The 13,986-nt window shown below is 70.7% G+C and carries 19 protein-coding genes; 7 read left to right on the forward strand and 12 right to left on the reverse strand.

Annotation, left to right across the window (positions count from 1 at the left end; translation table 11 throughout):
- Positions 1–78: 78 nt before the first annotated feature.
- Entirely contained in the window at positions 79–1,692 is a 1,614-nt protein-coding gene (locus ACWH95_RS06665) for an SDR family oxidoreductase (protein WP_454120414.1), read from the reverse strand.
- A 156-nt stretch (positions 1,693–1,848) separates the two neighbouring features.
- Between ACWH95_RS06665 and ACWH95_RS06670 the strand changes: the two genes are divergently transcribed.
- From ACWH95_RS06670 to ACWH95_RS06680, 3 genes are all read left to right on the forward strand, one after another.
- The gene (locus ACWH95_RS06670; RefSeq protein WP_454120658.1) at positions 1,849–3,060 is read left to right on the forward strand and encodes an MFS transporter; all 1,212 of its coding nucleotides are present in this window, start codon (positions 1,849–1,851) and stop codon (positions 3,058–3,060) included.
- Positions 3,061–3,162: 102 nt separating this feature from the next.
- Positions 3,163–3,636, forward strand: coding sequence for an SRPBCC domain-containing protein (locus ACWH95_RS06675; RefSeq protein WP_240744617.1), 474 nt, complete (start codon positions 3,163–3,165; stop codon positions 3,634–3,636).
- Positions 3,633–3,950 carry an ArsR/SmtB family transcription factor gene (locus tag ACWH95_RS06680; RefSeq protein WP_168442859.1) on the forward strand — a complete coding sequence of 106 codons (318 nt, stop codon included), beginning with the start codon at positions 3,633–3,635 and terminating at the stop codon, positions 3,948–3,950. Before ACWH95_RS06675 ends, ACWH95_RS06680 begins: the two co-directional genes overlap by 4 nt.
- Here ACWH95_RS06680 and ACWH95_RS06685 read toward each other — a convergent pair.
- Both ACWH95_RS06685 and ACWH95_RS06690 read right to left on the reverse strand, forming a co-directional pair.
- A complete protein-coding gene (locus ACWH95_RS06685; protein ID WP_206251996.1) occupies positions 3,947–4,492 on the reverse strand; it encodes a MarR family winged helix-turn-helix transcriptional regulator in 546 nt (181 codons plus the stop codon). The genes ACWH95_RS06680 and ACWH95_RS06685 overlap by 4 nt on opposite strands.
- Positions 4,489–4,725, reverse strand: a complete 237-nt coding sequence (locus ACWH95_RS06690; protein ID WP_136032935.1) for a hypothetical protein — start codon at positions 4,723–4,725, stop codon at positions 4,489–4,491. Before ACWH95_RS06690 ends, ACWH95_RS06685 begins: the two co-directional genes overlap by 4 nt.
- Positions 4,726–4,853: 128 nt before the next feature.
- Between ACWH95_RS06690 and ACWH95_RS06695 the strand changes: the two genes are divergently transcribed.
- Both ACWH95_RS06695 and ACWH95_RS06700 read left to right on the forward strand, forming a co-directional pair.
- Entirely contained in the window at positions 4,854–5,300 is a 447-nt protein-coding gene (locus ACWH95_RS06695; RefSeq protein WP_136032937.1) for a MarR family winged helix-turn-helix transcriptional regulator, read from the forward strand.
- A 67-nt stretch (positions 5,301–5,367) separates the two neighbouring features.
- A complete protein-coding gene (locus ACWH95_RS06700; RefSeq protein ID WP_136032939.1) occupies positions 5,368–5,694 on the forward strand; it encodes a DUF7882 family protein in 327 nt (108 codons plus the stop codon).
- 171 nt (positions 5,695–5,865) lie between these two features.
- On the opposite strand, the gene ACWH95_RS06705 is transcribed toward ACWH95_RS06700, so the two are convergent.
- Together ACWH95_RS06705 and ACWH95_RS06710 are read right to left on the reverse strand one after the other, a co-directional pair.
- On the reverse strand, positions 5,866–6,618 hold the full coding sequence (locus ACWH95_RS06705) for an SDR family NAD(P)-dependent oxidoreductase (protein WP_447652629.1): 753 nt from the start codon (positions 6,616–6,618) through the stop codon (positions 5,866–5,868).
- Between the two features lie 109 nt (positions 6,619–6,727).
- Positions 6,728–7,270: a dihydrofolate reductase family protein gene (locus ACWH95_RS06710; protein WP_452312195.1), complete on the reverse strand. Its 543-nt coding sequence runs from the start codon at positions 7,268–7,270 to the stop codon at positions 6,728–6,730.
- 99 nt (positions 7,271–7,369) lie between these two features.
- Between ACWH95_RS06710 and ACWH95_RS06715 the strand changes: the two genes are divergently transcribed.
- Positions 7,370–8,008 (forward strand): TetR/AcrR family transcriptional regulator, encoded by a 639-nt coding sequence (locus tag ACWH95_RS06715; protein ID WP_136036846.1) that lies wholly within the window; start codon positions 7,370–7,372, stop codon positions 8,006–8,008.
- A 69-nt stretch (positions 8,009–8,077) separates the two neighbouring features.
- Here ACWH95_RS06715 and ACWH95_RS06720 read toward each other — a convergent pair whose 3' ends face one another.
- The 6 genes from ACWH95_RS06720 to ACWH95_RS06745 all read right to left on the reverse strand — a co-directional run bounded on the left by ACWH95_RS06720 (position 8,078) and on the right by ACWH95_RS06745 (position 11,439).
- A complete protein-coding gene (locus tag ACWH95_RS06720) occupies positions 8,078–8,428 on the reverse strand; it encodes a YciI family protein (protein WP_447652631.1) in 351 nt (116 codons plus the stop codon).
- A gap of 1 nt (position 8,429) precedes the next feature.
- The gene (locus tag ACWH95_RS06725) at positions 8,430–8,786 is read right to left on the reverse strand and encodes a YciI family protein (protein ID WP_136036844.1); all 357 of its coding nucleotides are present in this window, start codon (positions 8,784–8,786) and stop codon (positions 8,430–8,432) included.
- A complete protein-coding gene (locus ACWH95_RS06730; protein WP_454120415.1) occupies positions 8,783–10,045 on the reverse strand; it encodes an RNA polymerase sigma factor in 1,263 nt (420 codons plus the stop codon). The genes ACWH95_RS06725 and ACWH95_RS06730 overlap by 4 nt, the downstream gene beginning before the upstream one ends.
- Positions 10,046–10,342: 297 nt before the next feature.
- Positions 10,343–10,531 (reverse strand): hypothetical protein, encoded by a 189-nt coding sequence (locus ACWH95_RS06735; RefSeq protein WP_454120416.1) that lies wholly within the window; start codon positions 10,529–10,531, stop codon positions 10,343–10,345.
- Between the two features lie 2 nt (positions 10,532–10,533).
- Entirely contained in the window at positions 10,534–10,977 is a 444-nt protein-coding gene (locus ACWH95_RS06740) for a VOC family protein (RefSeq protein WP_454120417.1), read from the reverse strand.
- Between the two features lie 33 nt (positions 10,978–11,010).
- Complete coding sequence (locus tag ACWH95_RS06745) at positions 11,011–11,439, reverse strand: SRPBCC family protein (RefSeq protein ID WP_247638173.1); 429 nt, start codon at positions 11,437–11,439, stop codon at positions 11,011–11,013.
- Between the two features lie 112 nt (positions 11,440–11,551).
- Between ACWH95_RS06745 and ACWH95_RS06750 the strand changes: the two genes are divergently transcribed.
- Positions 11,552–12,109 carry a CGNR zinc finger domain-containing protein gene (locus ACWH95_RS06750; RefSeq protein WP_136036862.1) on the forward strand — a complete coding sequence of 186 codons (558 nt, stop codon included), beginning with the start codon at positions 11,552–11,554 and terminating at the stop codon, positions 12,107–12,109.
- Between the two features lie 3 nt (positions 12,110–12,112).
- On the opposite strand, the gene ACWH95_RS06755 is transcribed toward ACWH95_RS06750, so the two are convergent.
- Positions 12,113–13,711 carry an ABC-F family ATP-binding cassette domain-containing protein gene (locus ACWH95_RS06755; RefSeq protein ID WP_454120418.1) on the reverse strand — a complete coding sequence of 533 codons (1,599 nt, stop codon included), beginning with the start codon at positions 13,709–13,711 and terminating at the stop codon, positions 12,113–12,115.
- Positions 13,712–13,986 lie beyond the last annotated feature (275 nt).

Raw genomic sequence — 13,986 nt, forward strand, 5'->3', positions numbered from 1 at the left:
CGCCGCGGAGGGCCCGGGCGCGCGACGGCACCCGGGTCCCTCGGCTCAGGCGACCGCGCGGGTGAGGGCGGCCGTGGCTCAGGACGCCTGATGCGGCGCGTCCGCCTGTGTCTCCGCGTCCGCCTGTGTCTCCGCGTTCGCCGGGGTCTCCGCGTCCGCCGGGGTCTCTGCGGCGGCGGTGATGCGGGCGGCCATGCCCGAGAAGATCAGGCCGTGGAACGGCAGCACGGCCAGCCAGTACAGCCGTCCGGTGAGGCCGCGCGGGAAGAAGATCGCCCGCTGCTCATACCGCGCGCCCGCGCCGTCTGGCACCGCCCGCAGCTCGAGCCACGCCTCCCCCGGCACCTTCATCTCGGCGCGCAGCCGCAGCAGGTGCCCGGCGTCGGTCTGCTCCACGGCCTCGACGCGCCAGAAGTCGATCGCATCGCCCACCCGAGCGGCGGTACGGCTGCGGCGGCCGCGGCGCAGACCGACGCCGCCCACCACGCGGTCCATCCAGCCACGCACGGCCCACAGCAGCGGCGAGGAGTACCAGCCGTTCTCGCCGCCGATGCCCAGGATCACGCGCCACAGTTGCGCGACGGAGGCGTGCGTGCGCACCGAGCGGGCGTCGGTGAACACGGTGCGTCCGGCCCAGTCGGGGTCGCTCGGCAGCGGGTCGCTGGGCGCGCCGGACACCTCCGCGTCCTGCCAGCTGGTCTCGATGGCGTCGGCGTCGACGCGGCCGAGGGCGAGCGCGACGGCGCGGCGGTACGGGGTGAGGCCGCCGTCCGGCCGAGGGATCAGCTCGTCGATCGCGTGGTCCTTCATGATGCACTCGTTCTGCAGGGATGCCACGAGCGGTCGGGCGATCGATCGTGGCACCGGCGTCACGAGGTTCACCCAGTGCGAGGCAAGCTCGGGCGTGAGCACGGGCAGCGCGGCGATCGCGCGCTGACGGAGCCCCGCCTCGACCGCGTAGCCGTTCATCATCTGTCCGTAGCGCAGCACGTCGGGGCCGCCGATGTCGACCGCGCGGTTCACGTCGGGGTCGAGGCGGGCGGCACCGAGCAGGTAGTGCAGCACGTCGCGCACGGAGATCGGCTGGATGCGGTTGCGCACCCATTTCGGCGCGGGCATGTAGGGCAGCACGTCGGTGAGGTGGCGGATCATCTCGAAGGATGCGGAGCCGGAGCCGATCACGACCCCGGCCTGGAGCACGAGGGTCGGCACGCCGGAGTCGAGCAGGATCTCGCCGACGCGCACCCGGGAGCGCAGGTGGGGGGAGAGCGTCACGTCGTCGGGGTGCAGTCCGCCGAGGTAGACGATGCGCCGCACTCCCGCCGCGGCGGCGGCGCGGGCGACCGTGTGCGCGGCCCGCTCGTCGCTCTCCTCGAAGCCCTTGCCCGCGGACATCGAGTGGATCAGGTAATACACGACGTCCACGTCGTCCATCGCGCGGGCGACGGCGTCGGCGTCGTCGGCGGATCCCTCGACGATCTCGCAGTCGTCCCCCCAGGTGAACGACGCGGCGCGCGCGGCGTCTCGGGCGAGCACCCGCACGCGGTAGCCGGCGTTGAGCAGGCGGGGGGTGAGGCGGCCGCCGATGTAGCCGGTGGCGCCGAGGACGAGGGCGCGGGGAGCGGAACCGTCGGCGCGGGGGACGGCGCGCAGCATCTCTTCGCGCCCGGTGGGCTGGGTGAGCTCGCTCATGGTCCGAGCGTAGGCGGGGGAGCGGACGATCGGAACGGGCTTGCGGCGGTCGCGGTGCGCGGATAGCCGTCCGGCTCGCGGCCTCGCTCGCGGCCTCGATCGGGGGCAGTCGCCGAGGGGGCGTCCGACGGGGTACGAGTCGTACTCGTGACTTTTATCGAATCGATTCGACGCACGCGGCCCGACCGGCAGACGCGCCGCGCCAGGATCGCCGTCTCGGCGCTGTTCCTCACCAACGGCGCCCTGTTCGCAAACATCCTCCCGCGCTACCCGGAGATCAAGTCGGCCCTCGGCCTGGACAACCTCGGCTACGGCGTCGCGATCGCGGCCTTCCCCGCGGGAGCCATCGCGGCAGGGCTGCTCGCGGCCGTCCTGATCCGGCGGTTCGGCTCGGCCCGCGTCGCCGTGATCGGCACGGTGCTCACGAGCCTCGGGCTGCTGTCGGCCGCCCTCGCGCCGTCGGGAGTGCTGTTCGCCCTGGCGCTGCTGCTGGGCGGAGCCTCCGACGCGATCACCGATGTCGCCCAGAACGCGCACGGCCTCCGCGTGCAGAAGCGCTACGGCCGCTCGATCATCAACGGCTTCCACGCGATCTGGTCGATCGGTGCCGTGCTGGGCGGGGTCATGGCCGCCGGGGCGATCGCGCTGCACCTGCCGCTCGCCGTGCGCCTGGGGATCTCGACGGCGCTGTTCGCCGCGGTCGCGCTCGTGGCGCTGGGCTTCTGCCTCCCTGGTCGCGACGACGACGCGGAGGAGGCCGCGGCCGAGCCGGGCGAGCTGGCGGGGCAGGTGCGCCGAGGTGTGCCGCCGCGGACGATCGTCGCGATCGTGGCGCTGACCCTCATCGCGATGGCGGGTGCGGTCGCGGAGGATGCGGGCAACTCGTGGGCCACGCTGTACCTGGGCGACTCGCTGGGGGCTGCCGCCGCGATCGCCCCGCTCGGCTTCATCGCCCTCGTCGGTGCGCAGTTCATCGGGCGGCTGCTGGGCGACCCCCTGACCGATCGGTTCGGGCAGCGCGCGGTGGCGGCGGTCGGTGGCCTGATCGCGGCGGTCGGGATGACGCTCGCGCTCGCCTTCCCGAGCGTTCCCGGCACGATCCTGGGGTTCGCCGCCGTGGGGTTCGGGATCGCCACGCTCATCCCGGCCGCCATGCACGCGGCCGACGAGCTGCCGGGACTGCGTCCGGGGGTGGGGCTGACGCTCGTGTCATGGCTGCTGCGCCTGGGCTTCCTGCTGTCGCCGCCGTTCGTGGGATATCTCGCGGAGACGCAGAGCCTGGCGGCCGGTCTGATCGTCGCCCCGGCGGCGGCCCTGGTCGCGGTGCTGCTGTCGGGCTTCCTCGACGGGCGGCGACCGCGCGACTGATCTGCAATACAAGGGTTGCAAGAGAGAGAGCGCTGTGCAACGCTAGAGTTGCAGTCGTCGTCATTCCGACGCCGACCCGAGAAAGGAACCATCATGGTGGACATGACTCGCAGTGACGCAGCGGTGGTCGACGAGGAAGCCTTCTCCGTCCGTCGGACCATCCGCATCGACGCCCCCATCGGCAAGGTCTGGCAGGCGGTGGCCGAGCCGGAGCACGTGTCGCGCTGGTTCGGTCGCACAGAGCTCGCGGGCTCCGGGGTGGGCGCGACCGGGACGATGACGTTCCCCGACTACGACGTGATCCCGCTGCGCGTGGAGGAGTTCGACGCCCCGCGCCGCATCACCTACCGGTGGAACAACGACGACGCGCTCGGCAGCCTGCCCGAGCGGATCGACGAGGCGACCTCCACCGTCTTCACCTTCACGCTCGACGAGGTCGACGGCGGCACGCAGCTCACGGTCGTGGAGAGCGGGTTCGACCGCACGTCCGACCCGCGCGCGAACCTGGAGTCGCACCGCACCGGCTGGGAGCTCGAGCTCGACAAGCTCGTCGCACTGGTCGAGGACCGCACGTGACGGCGCCGACCCTTCTGCCCGTGCTCTCGGCCCTCGCCGACGAGACGCGGTGGAGCATCCTGACCGCGCTCGGTGAGGGCGACGCCTCCGCGTCCGCCCTCGCCGGGCGGCTGCCCGTCTCGCGGCAGGCCATCGCGAAGCACCTCGGCGTGCTGCAGGAGGTCGGGCTGGTCGAACCGGTGCGCGTGGGCCGCGAGGTGCGGTTCCGCGTGATCGGCGCCGAGCTGTCGGCCACCGCCACCGCGCTGGACGCGATCGGCCGCGAGTGGGACCGTCGCCTCGCCGCGATCAAGCAGATCGCGGAAGGGCTCTAGGCCATCTCCTTCGCGGCCTCGGCGTCGCCATGCTCCCCGTCGGCCTCCGCAGCCTCTTCGATCGCGGCCGTCATGCCGACCAGGAAGCGCATCACGGTACCGCGTTCGGCGTCGGACAGCTCATCGACGAGGCTCAGCATCCGGCGGTGCATGGCGCCGAGCGTCGCGCGCACCTCTTCATCGCTGCTGACGGTGGGGACGACGATGCCCGCGCGACGGTCGGTCGGATGCGGCTCGCGGCGCGCGTGACCTCCGCGCTCCAGGCGGTCGATCAGCGTGGTGGTCGATGCCGTGGAGATGTCGAGCATCCGGGCGATGTCGATCGGTCGCACGATGCGCCCGGCCCGCTGTTCGCGGAGCAGGAAACGCAGGGCCACGAGGTCGGTCTCGTTCATGCCCATCGAGGCGCGGGTGCGGGCGCGCATGGCGGTCTCGGCGCTGCGGTAGCGGCGCAGCATGTTCAGCACGTCGACGGTGGAGGCGGTGTCGCTCTCGGGGTACCAGTATCCGGAGGCGTGGAACTCGCCTCTGCTGTCGGTCACGCGACCTCCCCCTCGTCGCTCGACCCGGCCTCCCGCTCGAGCATCTCCATCGCGCCCGTCTCGACCTCGGCCGGGACGATGCGCAGGAGGCCACCCGTGATGGCGTCGGTCTCGGCGCCGATGATCTGCTCGATCCGGCGTCGCGTGACGGAGGGGAAGCGCTCCTCCAGGCGTTCGAGCAGATCGGCGTAGCTGATGTACGACGCCTCCTCGAGACTGAATCGCTCGGGCATGGCATCCTTTCGGGGGCGATGTCTCCATCATCGCATCCCGGAAGTGCCCGATCGCGCGGAATAATCGCTAGTCTGCCTCGTTGTCAGACTGTCGAGGTACCATGGGCTGCGGGGAAGGAGTACTCGGCATGGGGAAGACCAGCACGGATGTGGCGACGTCGTCGCTCGCGCGCGATGTAGACGACTTCCGTCGCGCCGACGCCCAGCTCAACCGCCGCCTCGCCGCCCGCCGCGAGCCCAACGACACCGACCGGGCCGCGATGCACTTCATCGGCACCGCGCCGGCCGAGCGTCCCCTCACCCCCCGCGACCTCGCCGGCTTCCTCGGCATCAGCACCGCGGCGGTGACGAGCGTGATCCGCCGCCTGTCGGAGCGCGGGCAGATCGTGGTCGCGCCGCATCCGCTGGATGCCCGGTCCAAGGTGCTGCGTCCCTCCCTGCGCGACCTCCATTCGCAGGGCGACGAGCTGTCGGTGCGGGTGGCGGCGCTCGCCGACGAGTTCACCGAGCAGGAGGCGGCTGCGATCTCGCGGTTCCTGCGGCGCCTGACCGACGAGCTCGGCGACCTCCCCTGACCCGACTTGATTTAACTAGTTAAACTAGTAAACTATCCTCGTCCAGCTTTCTGCACGAGGAGAGATCATGGGAACCCTGACGTACGCGAATGCCACCGCTCCGATCGAGATCGACGACGAGGTGCTCGCGCATCTCCGAGCCGCAACCGTCACCAAGCTCCGCCGCAACGAGCCGTTCGCTCTCACCGTGCCCACGGGAGACGGACAGTCGGAGACGCTGTGGATGCACGCGTCCATCCCGGTGCGCTTCGCCCTCGACTCCACGGTCGAGCTGCACCGGCCGCTCCTGGCGCGCCTGATGCAGGCCGCGAGCTCCACCGGAGGCCTCGACCTCACCGACTCCGAGCTGTCGCTCGAGCTGGCATCGCGTGAGCTGCACGCGATGACCGCCTGAAAACGGAGGATGCAAGCCAGCCTCACCGGCCGTCGTGGTCCTCTCGAAGGGCTCTCGGACCACGCGCGGTGATGGCCTCGGCGAGAACGGAGCGGGGGCTCCGCCTCGCCATCGAGCGGCATCCGGCCGCCTGGGATTCGGGTTCCCGGCCGCCGGATGCCGCTCCGTCTGTCACAGGGCGGTGTAGCCGCCGTCGACCAGGTGGTAGCTGCCGGTGATGAAGCTCGCGGCGTCGCTCGCGAGGAACACCACGAGGTTCGCGACCTCGTCGGCCTGCCCGAGCCGGCCGATCGGGTGCTTCGACACGAGGAACTCCTTCGCTTCGTCGCCCATGTTCGCCAGCAGCGGGGTGTCGATGAAGCCGGGGCCCACCGAGTTCACGCGCACGCCCTGCGCCGAGTACTCCAGTGCGGCCGTCTTGGTCATGCCGACCACGCCGTGCTTGGCCGTGACGTAGGCGGGCGATCCCGCGAAGCCGACGCTGCCGAGGATCGAGGCGATGTTCACGACCGAGCCGCCGCCGTTCGCGAGGATCGACGGGATCTGCGCCTTCATGTTGCGGAACACGGCGTTGAGGTTGATCGCGATGACCTTGTCCCAGGCCTCCTCCTCGTAGTCGGCCGTCGGGGCGGTGGCGCCGCCGATGCCGGCGTTGTTGACGCCGATGCGCAGAGGCGCGAGGGAGTTCGCGAGCTCGACCGACGAGGCGATCCAGGCGGCGTCGGTCGCGTCGCCGACCGAGGCCTCGGCGGTGCCGCCCGCGGCGCGGATCTCGTCGACCACGGCCTGCGCGTGCTCCGCGTTCAGGTCGTTCACGACCACCGACGCGCCGTTCTGCGCCAGCAGCAGCGCGACCGAGCGGCCGATGCCGCTGCCTGCTCCCGTCACGATCGCCGAGCGGTTCGAGACGTCGTACTGAGCCACGAGAGACTCCTCTTCCGGGCGGGCGCGGTGCCGGGAGATCTTCTCGGACGGTCCGTCCTTCCCTCCAGCCTACGCCGGAATATCGGAGGTGGATTCACGTGAATGGAAGTCAGCGGAGGATGCGGTAGCGCAGATGAGCCTCGCTCGCGAACGCCGACGTCTCCAGCCTCTCCAGCTCGATGCGCTGCCCGAGGCCCGCGAACAGGGAGATGCCGTCGCCGAGCAGTACCGGTGCCACGTCGAGATGGAGCTCGTCGACCAGCCCGAGGCGAAGGCACTGGCGCGAGATGCTTCCGCCGAGCAGGCTCACCCACCCGTCGCCGGCGGCCTGCGAGGCGCGCTCGACGGCCTCGGCGATGTCGTCCACGACGAACGTGTAGGTGATGCCGTCGCGCTCGATCGGCTCGTGGGGGTGGTGCGTCATGAGGAAGACCGGCACTCGGAGCATGCCGCCGTAGGGGATCTCTCCGTCGTCGATCGTCTGCGTCCTGTTCGCGCCGCCGACGATGGCTCCGATGCGGCTCGTGACGCGCTCGACGACGGTGTCGTCTTCGGGGGCGGATGGTCGACCGAACATCCAGTCGACACCGCCGTCCGCATCGGCGAGGAATCCGTCGAGTGTGACGGTGGCATGGACGATCACCGTGGCCATGAGTGCTCCTTCGAAGAGATGAGTTGAGTGACTTGCCTCAAACCGTATGTGGATTGGAGAGGGAAGTCAATGCGCTCACCACTATGGGATACTGGAGGCATGACTCGCGGCGACTCCTCCTATCACCGAGCGCTGGCGGCGACGAACCGGGAGGCGATCCTCGCCGCCGCGACACCGCTGTTCCTCGAATCCGGATATGACCGCACGTCGCTGGCTCGCGTCGCCGAGCGAGCAGGGGTCTCCACCGCCACGCTGTTCAAGCAGTTCCCGACCAAGGCGGCGCTGTTCGAGGCGGCGGTGCTCGCGGCCGGAGGAGCGCGCGACCCAGACCCCGTGGAGGTGTCGACGGACGACTTCGAGGAGGGGCTCGTGGCGCTCGGGCACGCCTACGCGGAACTGGTGACCCGTGCGCAGATGGTCGACCTGATGCGGACCGTCATCGCCGAGTCGCCGAAGTTCCCCGAGGTGCGGGAGCGGACCTTCGACTTCGGCACGCTCCCCGTGCTGGAGGCGCTGGGGCGCTTCCTTCGGGCATCGCACGCGGCGGGCACAGCGGACATCCCCGAACCGGACCGCACCTCGGCGCAGTTCCTCGGGATGATCGCCTCCGAGGTCTTCTGGCCGCGCCTCGTGCACGGCACCTGGTCGATCACGGGCGCCGAGCAGCGACGGGTCGTCGAGGAGGCCGCGCGCACGATCGCCGCGCGCCACGCGGCGCGGCCCGCGGCGGCTGAGTGATCGCCCCGCTCGTCGCCCCGGTCGCCCAGGCGTCGCTCGGGAAGGGAGGGGGACCCCCGTGAACGGAGATCACGCCGGGGGCGTGACGGGACCGCCGCTGTGCACCGGACGCACCTCGACGCCCCCGCCGGACAGCAACGACGGGTCCTTCCGAGCGAGATGGATGGCCTCATCGATGTCGGCGGCATCCAGGATGTAGAACCCGGCGATGACGTCCCCCGACCCGTAGGGCCCGTCGGTCGGGCCGTCCGCCCGCAGCGTGCGCGCCATCGACCGAGGGGTCAGCGCGTACGCGGCCCGCATGCGGCCGGACGCGACCAGGGAGTCGAAGTGCTCGTCGCACTCCTGCAGCTCCTCCGGGGTCGCCGTGTGGGCGTGTCGGGAGTCGCCGGCGTAGATCAGGACCGCGAACCGGGGCACGTCAGGACTCGTCCCAGGGGAGCTTCACCAGCGGCAGGATGTAGATCCGGCCCGCGATCGCGACGGGATGCTTCGCCATGAAGGCGGCGGCCTCGTCGATCGAGTCGGCGGTGACGAGGTCGTAACCCGCGAACCACTCCTTGAACTCCGGGAACGGGCCGTCGGTGATGATCGTCTTCCCGTCGCGGACCGCGACGGACTTGGCCTGTTCGGGTCCGGCGACCGGGCCACCGTCTCCGAGGCGCCCCGCCGCGTCGCCCTCGGTCGCCCAGCGTTCGAGGATCTCCTGATCCTCCGCGCGGGCCAGCGGGGTCCCGGTGGAATCGGACATGTGGATGACGAGGTAGGTGCTGCTCATGGGGTGTCTCCGTTTCTTGTGAGGTGAGTGCGGCGGCGGATGAGGTGCGCGGTCTCGGCGGTGTTGCCGCCGAGGGCGATCGCGCGGTCGTAGGCGGAGCGGGCCTCGGCCGGTCGGTCGAGCGCACGCAGCAGCTCGGCACGCGCGACGTGGAAGGCGTGGTGGCCGTCGAGGTTCTCGGCGAGCGGCTCGATCATCGCGAGGGCGACCTGCGGGGAGTCGAACTCGGAGACCGCGATCGCCTTGTTGAGGGTGATGACGGGGCTCGGATCGATCTGCTCGAGCCGCGTGTACAGCGACACGATCCGATCCCAGTCGGTGTCCCGCGCGTCGGCGGCGGTGACGTGCACCGCGTTGATCGCGGCCAGCAGCAGATACCGTCCCGGACGCCCGGCCTCCCGCTCGTCGGCGCGGAAGTGCAGGAGCTGCAGGCCCTCCGCAATGGCGGACCGGTCCCACGCTGTCCTGTCCTGTTCGTCCAGCCGCACGAGCTCGCCGTCGGGGGACACGCGTGCGGCGGCTCGCGCCTCGGTGAGGAGCATGAGGGCGAGAAGCCCGGTCACCTCCGGGTCGTCGGGGAGGAGGTCGTGGGCGAGTCTCGTGAGGCGGATCGCCTCGGCGGTCAGGTCCCGCCGGAGCGGGGGCGAGTCCGGGCCTGACGCGAGATACCCCTCGTTGAACACGAGATACAGCACGGTCAGGACGGCGTCGGTGCGGGCGGGGAGGTCCTCCGCGCGCGGGATCGTGAACGGGATCCGGGCGGCCTTGATCTTCGCCTTCGCCCGGGAGATGCGCTGGCCCATCGTGGTGTCCTGCACGAGGAACGCGTGGGCGATCTCCGCGACGCTGAGGCCGCCCACCATGCGCAGTGTCAGGGCGACGCGGGCCTCCAGCGGCAGCGTCGGGTGGCAGCAGATGAACAGCAGGCGCAGTCGATCGTCTTCCACCACGCCCGCGGACGCCGGCGGGTCTGTGTCGTGCAGCATCATCGCCTCCCGGTGCTTCTCGTCGCGACGAGCCTCGCGACGGAGCCGATCGATCGCACGGCGGTTCGCCGTGGTCGTCACCCAGCCGGCCGGGTTCGGCGGGATGCCGTGCGCCGGCCAGTGCTCCACGGCTGCCGCGAACGCCTCCGCGGCCATCTCCTCGGCCAGATCGAGGTCGCCGAAGCGGCGCGCCAGTCCGGCGACGATCCGGGTCCATTCCTCCCGATGCGTCCGCGTGATGGCATCCCCCGCGCGGGAGGGGGTCGGTGTCATGACGCCCTCCGCGTCGACAGGGCCGCGAAGACGCGCCGGATCGGAGCGAGTCGTGCACCGCTCCCGCGAGGCGCGGGCGGGACGGCGATCCGGCGATCGGCGAGGGCCGCTCGCCTTTGCCACGCGACGGACCCCTGGTGCGTTGCCGTGTCGTGGAGCAGCAGCGCCATCATCGGATCAGTATGCACGGGTGCCGCCTTCCGGGGTGAGGGGAGCCCGAGGACTCCGGATACTGACACCACGAACGGCACCCGCGCATTTCGACACCTCCGGCGAGACAGGCTCCAGTCCTCCTGGTTACCTCGTCAGGGCGTATCCGTGTTCCGCGAGCGCCTGCGCGAGGAACGACGCGTACCAGGTGGGCCACTGCTCGTCGTAGACGCCGCCGAGCTGCTCGCGCTCGTAGATGCCGTGGGCCGCAGCGGTCGTGCGGAGCAGTTCCTCGAGAACGCCCGCTGCGCGTTCGGTGTCGATCGACTCGGCCATGATCAGCGCCCGGGGAGTCGGTCGATCACCTGCTGGATGATCCACTCGTTGCCGTCGGGGTCGTCGAACGAGGCGTACGACGCGTAGCTGTCGTGCTCCTCGTTCGGCCCGTCGACGCGGTTCTGGCCGTCGGCCCAGTGGAAGACGCCGTCGGCGTCGTGCCAGATCGGGGTGATGTCGATCCCGCGGTCGGCGAGTTCCTGCCGGGCACCCGCGAGGTCGGGGGTGACCAGATGCAGCCCGTGTGCGCTGCCGGGACGAGCCGACGTCAGCTGTTCGCCGAAGATGATCGAGGCGCTCGATCCCGGTGGGGTGAACTGCACGACGCGCAGTCCGCGATCGGTGGCGAAGTCGGCGTCCTCGCGGAAACCGATTCTGGTGTAGAAATCCTTGGCGCGGTCGACGTCGGAGACGGGGAGGACGACGATTTCGAGGGCGAGTTCCATGGTGCTTGTTCCTGTTCTTGCGGGTGGGGGCGGTCAGCGGGCGCTGAAGGCGGAGGTGAACGACTTCTTGAGGCCGGGGGTGCCGAGGAGGGGCAGGAGCGCGGCGAGCACCCGGGGGCCGAAGGCGGCAGGGGTTCTGGTCAGCGTGACGTCGATGAGCGTGCCGCCGCTCGCGGGGGTGAAGCGGAAGTCCCAGCCGCCGCCGGCGCCGAACAGCTTGGAGTCGTGGGTGACCATCGTCGCGGAGCCCGCGGCGGTGTCCCACTCGTAGCGTCCGCGCTCCCAGGCGGCGTCGTTGCCTTCGGTGACCTCGGCCCAGTTCGCTCCGCGGTCGTGCACGTGGAAGTGCTCGGGCTCGATGCCCGACCAGGCATCGGTGCGAGCGGGGCTGAAGTCGGTGAGGACGGCCATGGCGGCCGTGGGGGAGAGCGGCGAGGACACCTGGAAACGGGTGACGGACATCGGGGGCCTTTCGGAGAGTAACCGTTTGGAATGGTTACACTCTGACAGTGCCCGAGTAACCTGTCAAGCTGGTTACCCCGATCCGCTCGATACCCGTTAGAGTGGTTACGTGATGCACGCCTTCCCCTGTGGGACTCTCGCTCTCGATTTCGTGGGCACGCTTCGCGCGCGCCGCGATCCGGAGCCGCGCGAGATGCTCGCCGACGGGCCCGCGCTCGACGCCTGGTTCGTCGAAGCGGGCGTCATCGGCGAGGCGCCCGCGGCCAGCCGGACGGAGTTGGAGCGCGCGATCGAGCTGCGCGAAGCCATCTACGACTGCGCTCTCGCACGACTGCAGGGGCACGGACTGCCGAGTGTGGCCGTCGGCGTGCTCAACCGCTGGGCCGGCTCCGCCCCCGTGCGGCTGATGCTCGACGACGCCTCCACCCGGCGAGAGGGATCGGCCGCGAACGGGCTCGCGACGGTGGCGCGCAACGCCGTCGAGCTCTTCGGTGGTGACGACGCCGCGCTGCTCCGCGAGTGCGGGCGGCCGGGCTGCACGCAGGTGTACGTCGACCGTTCGCGGGGCGGTCGCCGGGAATGGTGCTCGATGCGCACCTGTGGCAACCGCGTCAAGGTCGCGCAGTTCCGGGCTCGTCACCGCGACGCCCCCGCGAGCGCGTCCGCCTGAGCTTCACAGGGACGCTCGACGGAGTCGGCCCTGCTCGTCGATCCCGATCACCAGCTCGATGCCGAGACGTCTCAGGAAGTCGGCGTCGTGACTCACGACCAGGAGGGCGCCGCGGTAGCTTCCGAGCGCTTCGATGAGCTGATCCACGCTCGTGATGTCGAGATTGTTCGTCGGCTCGTCGAGGATGAGCAGCTGAGCCGGCGGTTCGACCAGGAGCAGCTGGGCCAGGCTGACACGGAAACGCTCACCGCCCGACAGGGTTCCGACGGGTCTGTCGGCGGCCGCGCCACGGATGAGGAGGCGCGCGAGCTGGTTGCGCACGGTATCCGGCGCGGAGGCGGGAGCGGCACGCTGAATGATCGTGAACGCGGACTGCGCATCGTCGAGTCCGTCGAGTCGCTGCGGGAGGTAGCCGACCCGGTCCGTCAGCAGGGACCCGGACGGGCGTCCCGCCGAGACGGGCTCACCGCGGAGAAGGCGTTCCAGCAGCGTCGACTTGCCGGCCCCGTTCGGCCCGACGAGCGCGACGCGCTCTGGTCCCTGGATGACGATCGTCGTCTCGCCGTCGGTGAGCTCGGCGATGCGGCGCGCACGCGGAACATCGGGGTCAGGCAGGGTGAGATGGATGTGCTCCTCGGCGCGAACGCGTGCGTCGGCCGCGTCGACGGCGGCCTGAGCGCTGCGCACCTTGTCGTCCAGGGTCGTCCGCATCGATCCGGCGGCGGCCTGCGCCTTGCTCGCCCTGTTGCCGGCCATGATCTTCGGGATGCCGCCGCTGGCCTGCGTCTTCTTGCCGGTGCGCTCACGCCTGGCGAGCTTCGTCTCCGCTTCGATGCGCTGCTTCTTCTCCACCTTCAACGCCTGCTGCGCGGTCCGTGCGGCCTGGCTCGCGGCCGCCTGCTCCAGCTCCAGGTGCGCGGTGAACTCGCTGTACGGGCCGCCGAAGACCGAGAGGTTCCCGGCGTGCAGCTCCGCGGTCGCGTCCATGTGCTCGAGCAGTTCCACATCGTGGCTCACCACGATGAGCGTTCCCGGCCACTGGTCGACGAGTTCGGCCAACCGCCCGCGGGTCCGACGGTCGAGGTTGTTCGTCGGCTCGTCGAGCAGGGTGATCGCCGTACGTCGCACACGCAGTCCTGAGATGGCGATCAACATCGCTTCGCCGCCGGACAGTTCTCCGACGCGTCGATCCAGCGCGGTGTCGGCGAATCCCAGCTGGCTCAGGGCCTCGTTCGCGCGCGGCTCGATGTCCCAGTCGTCGCCGATGGTGTCGAAATGGCGCACGTCGACGTCGCCGCCCTCGATGGCACGGATCGCAGCGAGGATGTCGTGCACCCCGAGGAGCTCGGCGATGGTCGCGTCGTGTCCCAGTGTCAGCATCTGCGGGAGATAGCCGACGTCGCCGGCGGTGTGGATGCGACCGCGCGACGGCGTCAGGTCGCCGGCGATGAGGCGGAGGAGGGTGGACTTTCCGGCGCCGTTCCTGCCGATGAGGCCGGTTCGGCCCGCCGTGAAGCTGCCGGTCACGTCGTCGAGCGCGAGCGTGCCGTCCGGCCACTCGAAGGAGACGTTCTGAAGGGTGATGACGGATGAGGTCGACATGAGGATCTCTCGTGTTCTGCCCGGTGCGGGCTGCTGACGGGTCAGCGGGGTCGGAAATGGGCGCGCTGAGGATTCAGCGGGATGCGGCCCCGTGCGACCGAAACGGCGCGCGACGCGGACGTTCGATGCCCATCCGTGCTCGCGAACGGAATGCGCGTCAGCGGCGGATGCGGTGGTCGACGACCGGGCGATGGCCCGGCTCGTCGCGGGACGGAAGGGGGCGCAGCGGGAAGTGGCCAGGTGGCCGGCGCCTACGCTCTGTCGACCTCGTCGAT

Source organism: Microbacterium sp. NPDC055502 (genome assembly GCF_053643635.1).

Excerpts from the sequence above, each read along its gene's own strand:
- ACWH95_RS06730 (WP_454120415.1), bottom strand. The coding sequence starts at position 10,045 with ATGACACCGACCCCCTCCCGCGCGGGGGATGCCATCACGCGGACGCAT.
- ACWH95_RS06665 (WP_454120414.1), bottom strand. The coding sequence starts at position 1,692 with ATGAGCGAGCTCACCCAGCCCACCGGGCGCGAAGAGATGCTGCGCGCC.
- ACWH95_RS06710 (WP_452312195.1), bottom strand. The coding sequence starts at position 7,270 with ATGGCCACGGTGATCGTCCATGCCACCGTCACACTCGACGGATTCCTC.
- ACWH95_RS06675 (WP_240744617.1), top strand. The coding sequence starts at position 3,163 with ATGACTCGCAGTGACGCAGCGGTGGTCGACGAGGAAGCCTTCTCCGTC.
- ACWH95_RS06740 (WP_454120417.1), bottom strand. The coding sequence starts at position 10,977 with ATGGAACTCGCCCTCGAAATCGTCGTCCTCCCCGTCTCCGACGTCGAC.
- ACWH95_RS06725 (WP_136036844.1), bottom strand. The coding sequence starts at position 8,786 with ATGAGCAGCACCTACCTCGTCATCCACATGTCCGATTCCACCGGGACC.
- ACWH95_RS06695 (WP_136032937.1), top strand. The coding sequence starts at position 4,854 with ATGGGGAAGACCAGCACGGATGTGGCGACGTCGTCGCTCGCGCGCGAT.
- ACWH95_RS06755 (WP_454120418.1), bottom strand. The coding sequence starts at position 13,711 with ATGTCGACCTCATCCGTCATCACCCTTCAGAACGTCTCCTTCGAGTGG.
- ACWH95_RS06690 (WP_136032935.1), bottom strand. The coding sequence starts at position 4,725 with ATGCCCGAGCGATTCAGTCTCGAGGAGGCGTCGTACATCAGCTACGCC.
- ACWH95_RS06745 (WP_247638173.1), bottom strand. The coding sequence starts at position 11,439 with ATGTCCGTCACCCGTTTCCAGGTGTCCTCGCCGCTCTCCCCCACGGCC.
- ACWH95_RS06700 (WP_136032939.1), top strand. The coding sequence starts at position 5,368 with ATGGGAACCCTGACGTACGCGAATGCCACCGCTCCGATCGAGATCGAC.
- ACWH95_RS06715 (WP_136036846.1), top strand. The coding sequence starts at position 7,370 with ATGACTCGCGGCGACTCCTCCTATCACCGAGCGCTGGCGGCGACGAAC.
- ACWH95_RS06735 (WP_454120416.1), bottom strand. The coding sequence starts at position 10,531 with ATGGCCGAGTCGATCGACACCGAACGCGCAGCGGGCGTTCTCGAGGAA.
- ACWH95_RS06750 (WP_136036862.1), top strand. The coding sequence starts at position 11,552 with ATGCACGCCTTCCCCTGTGGGACTCTCGCTCTCGATTTCGTGGGCACG.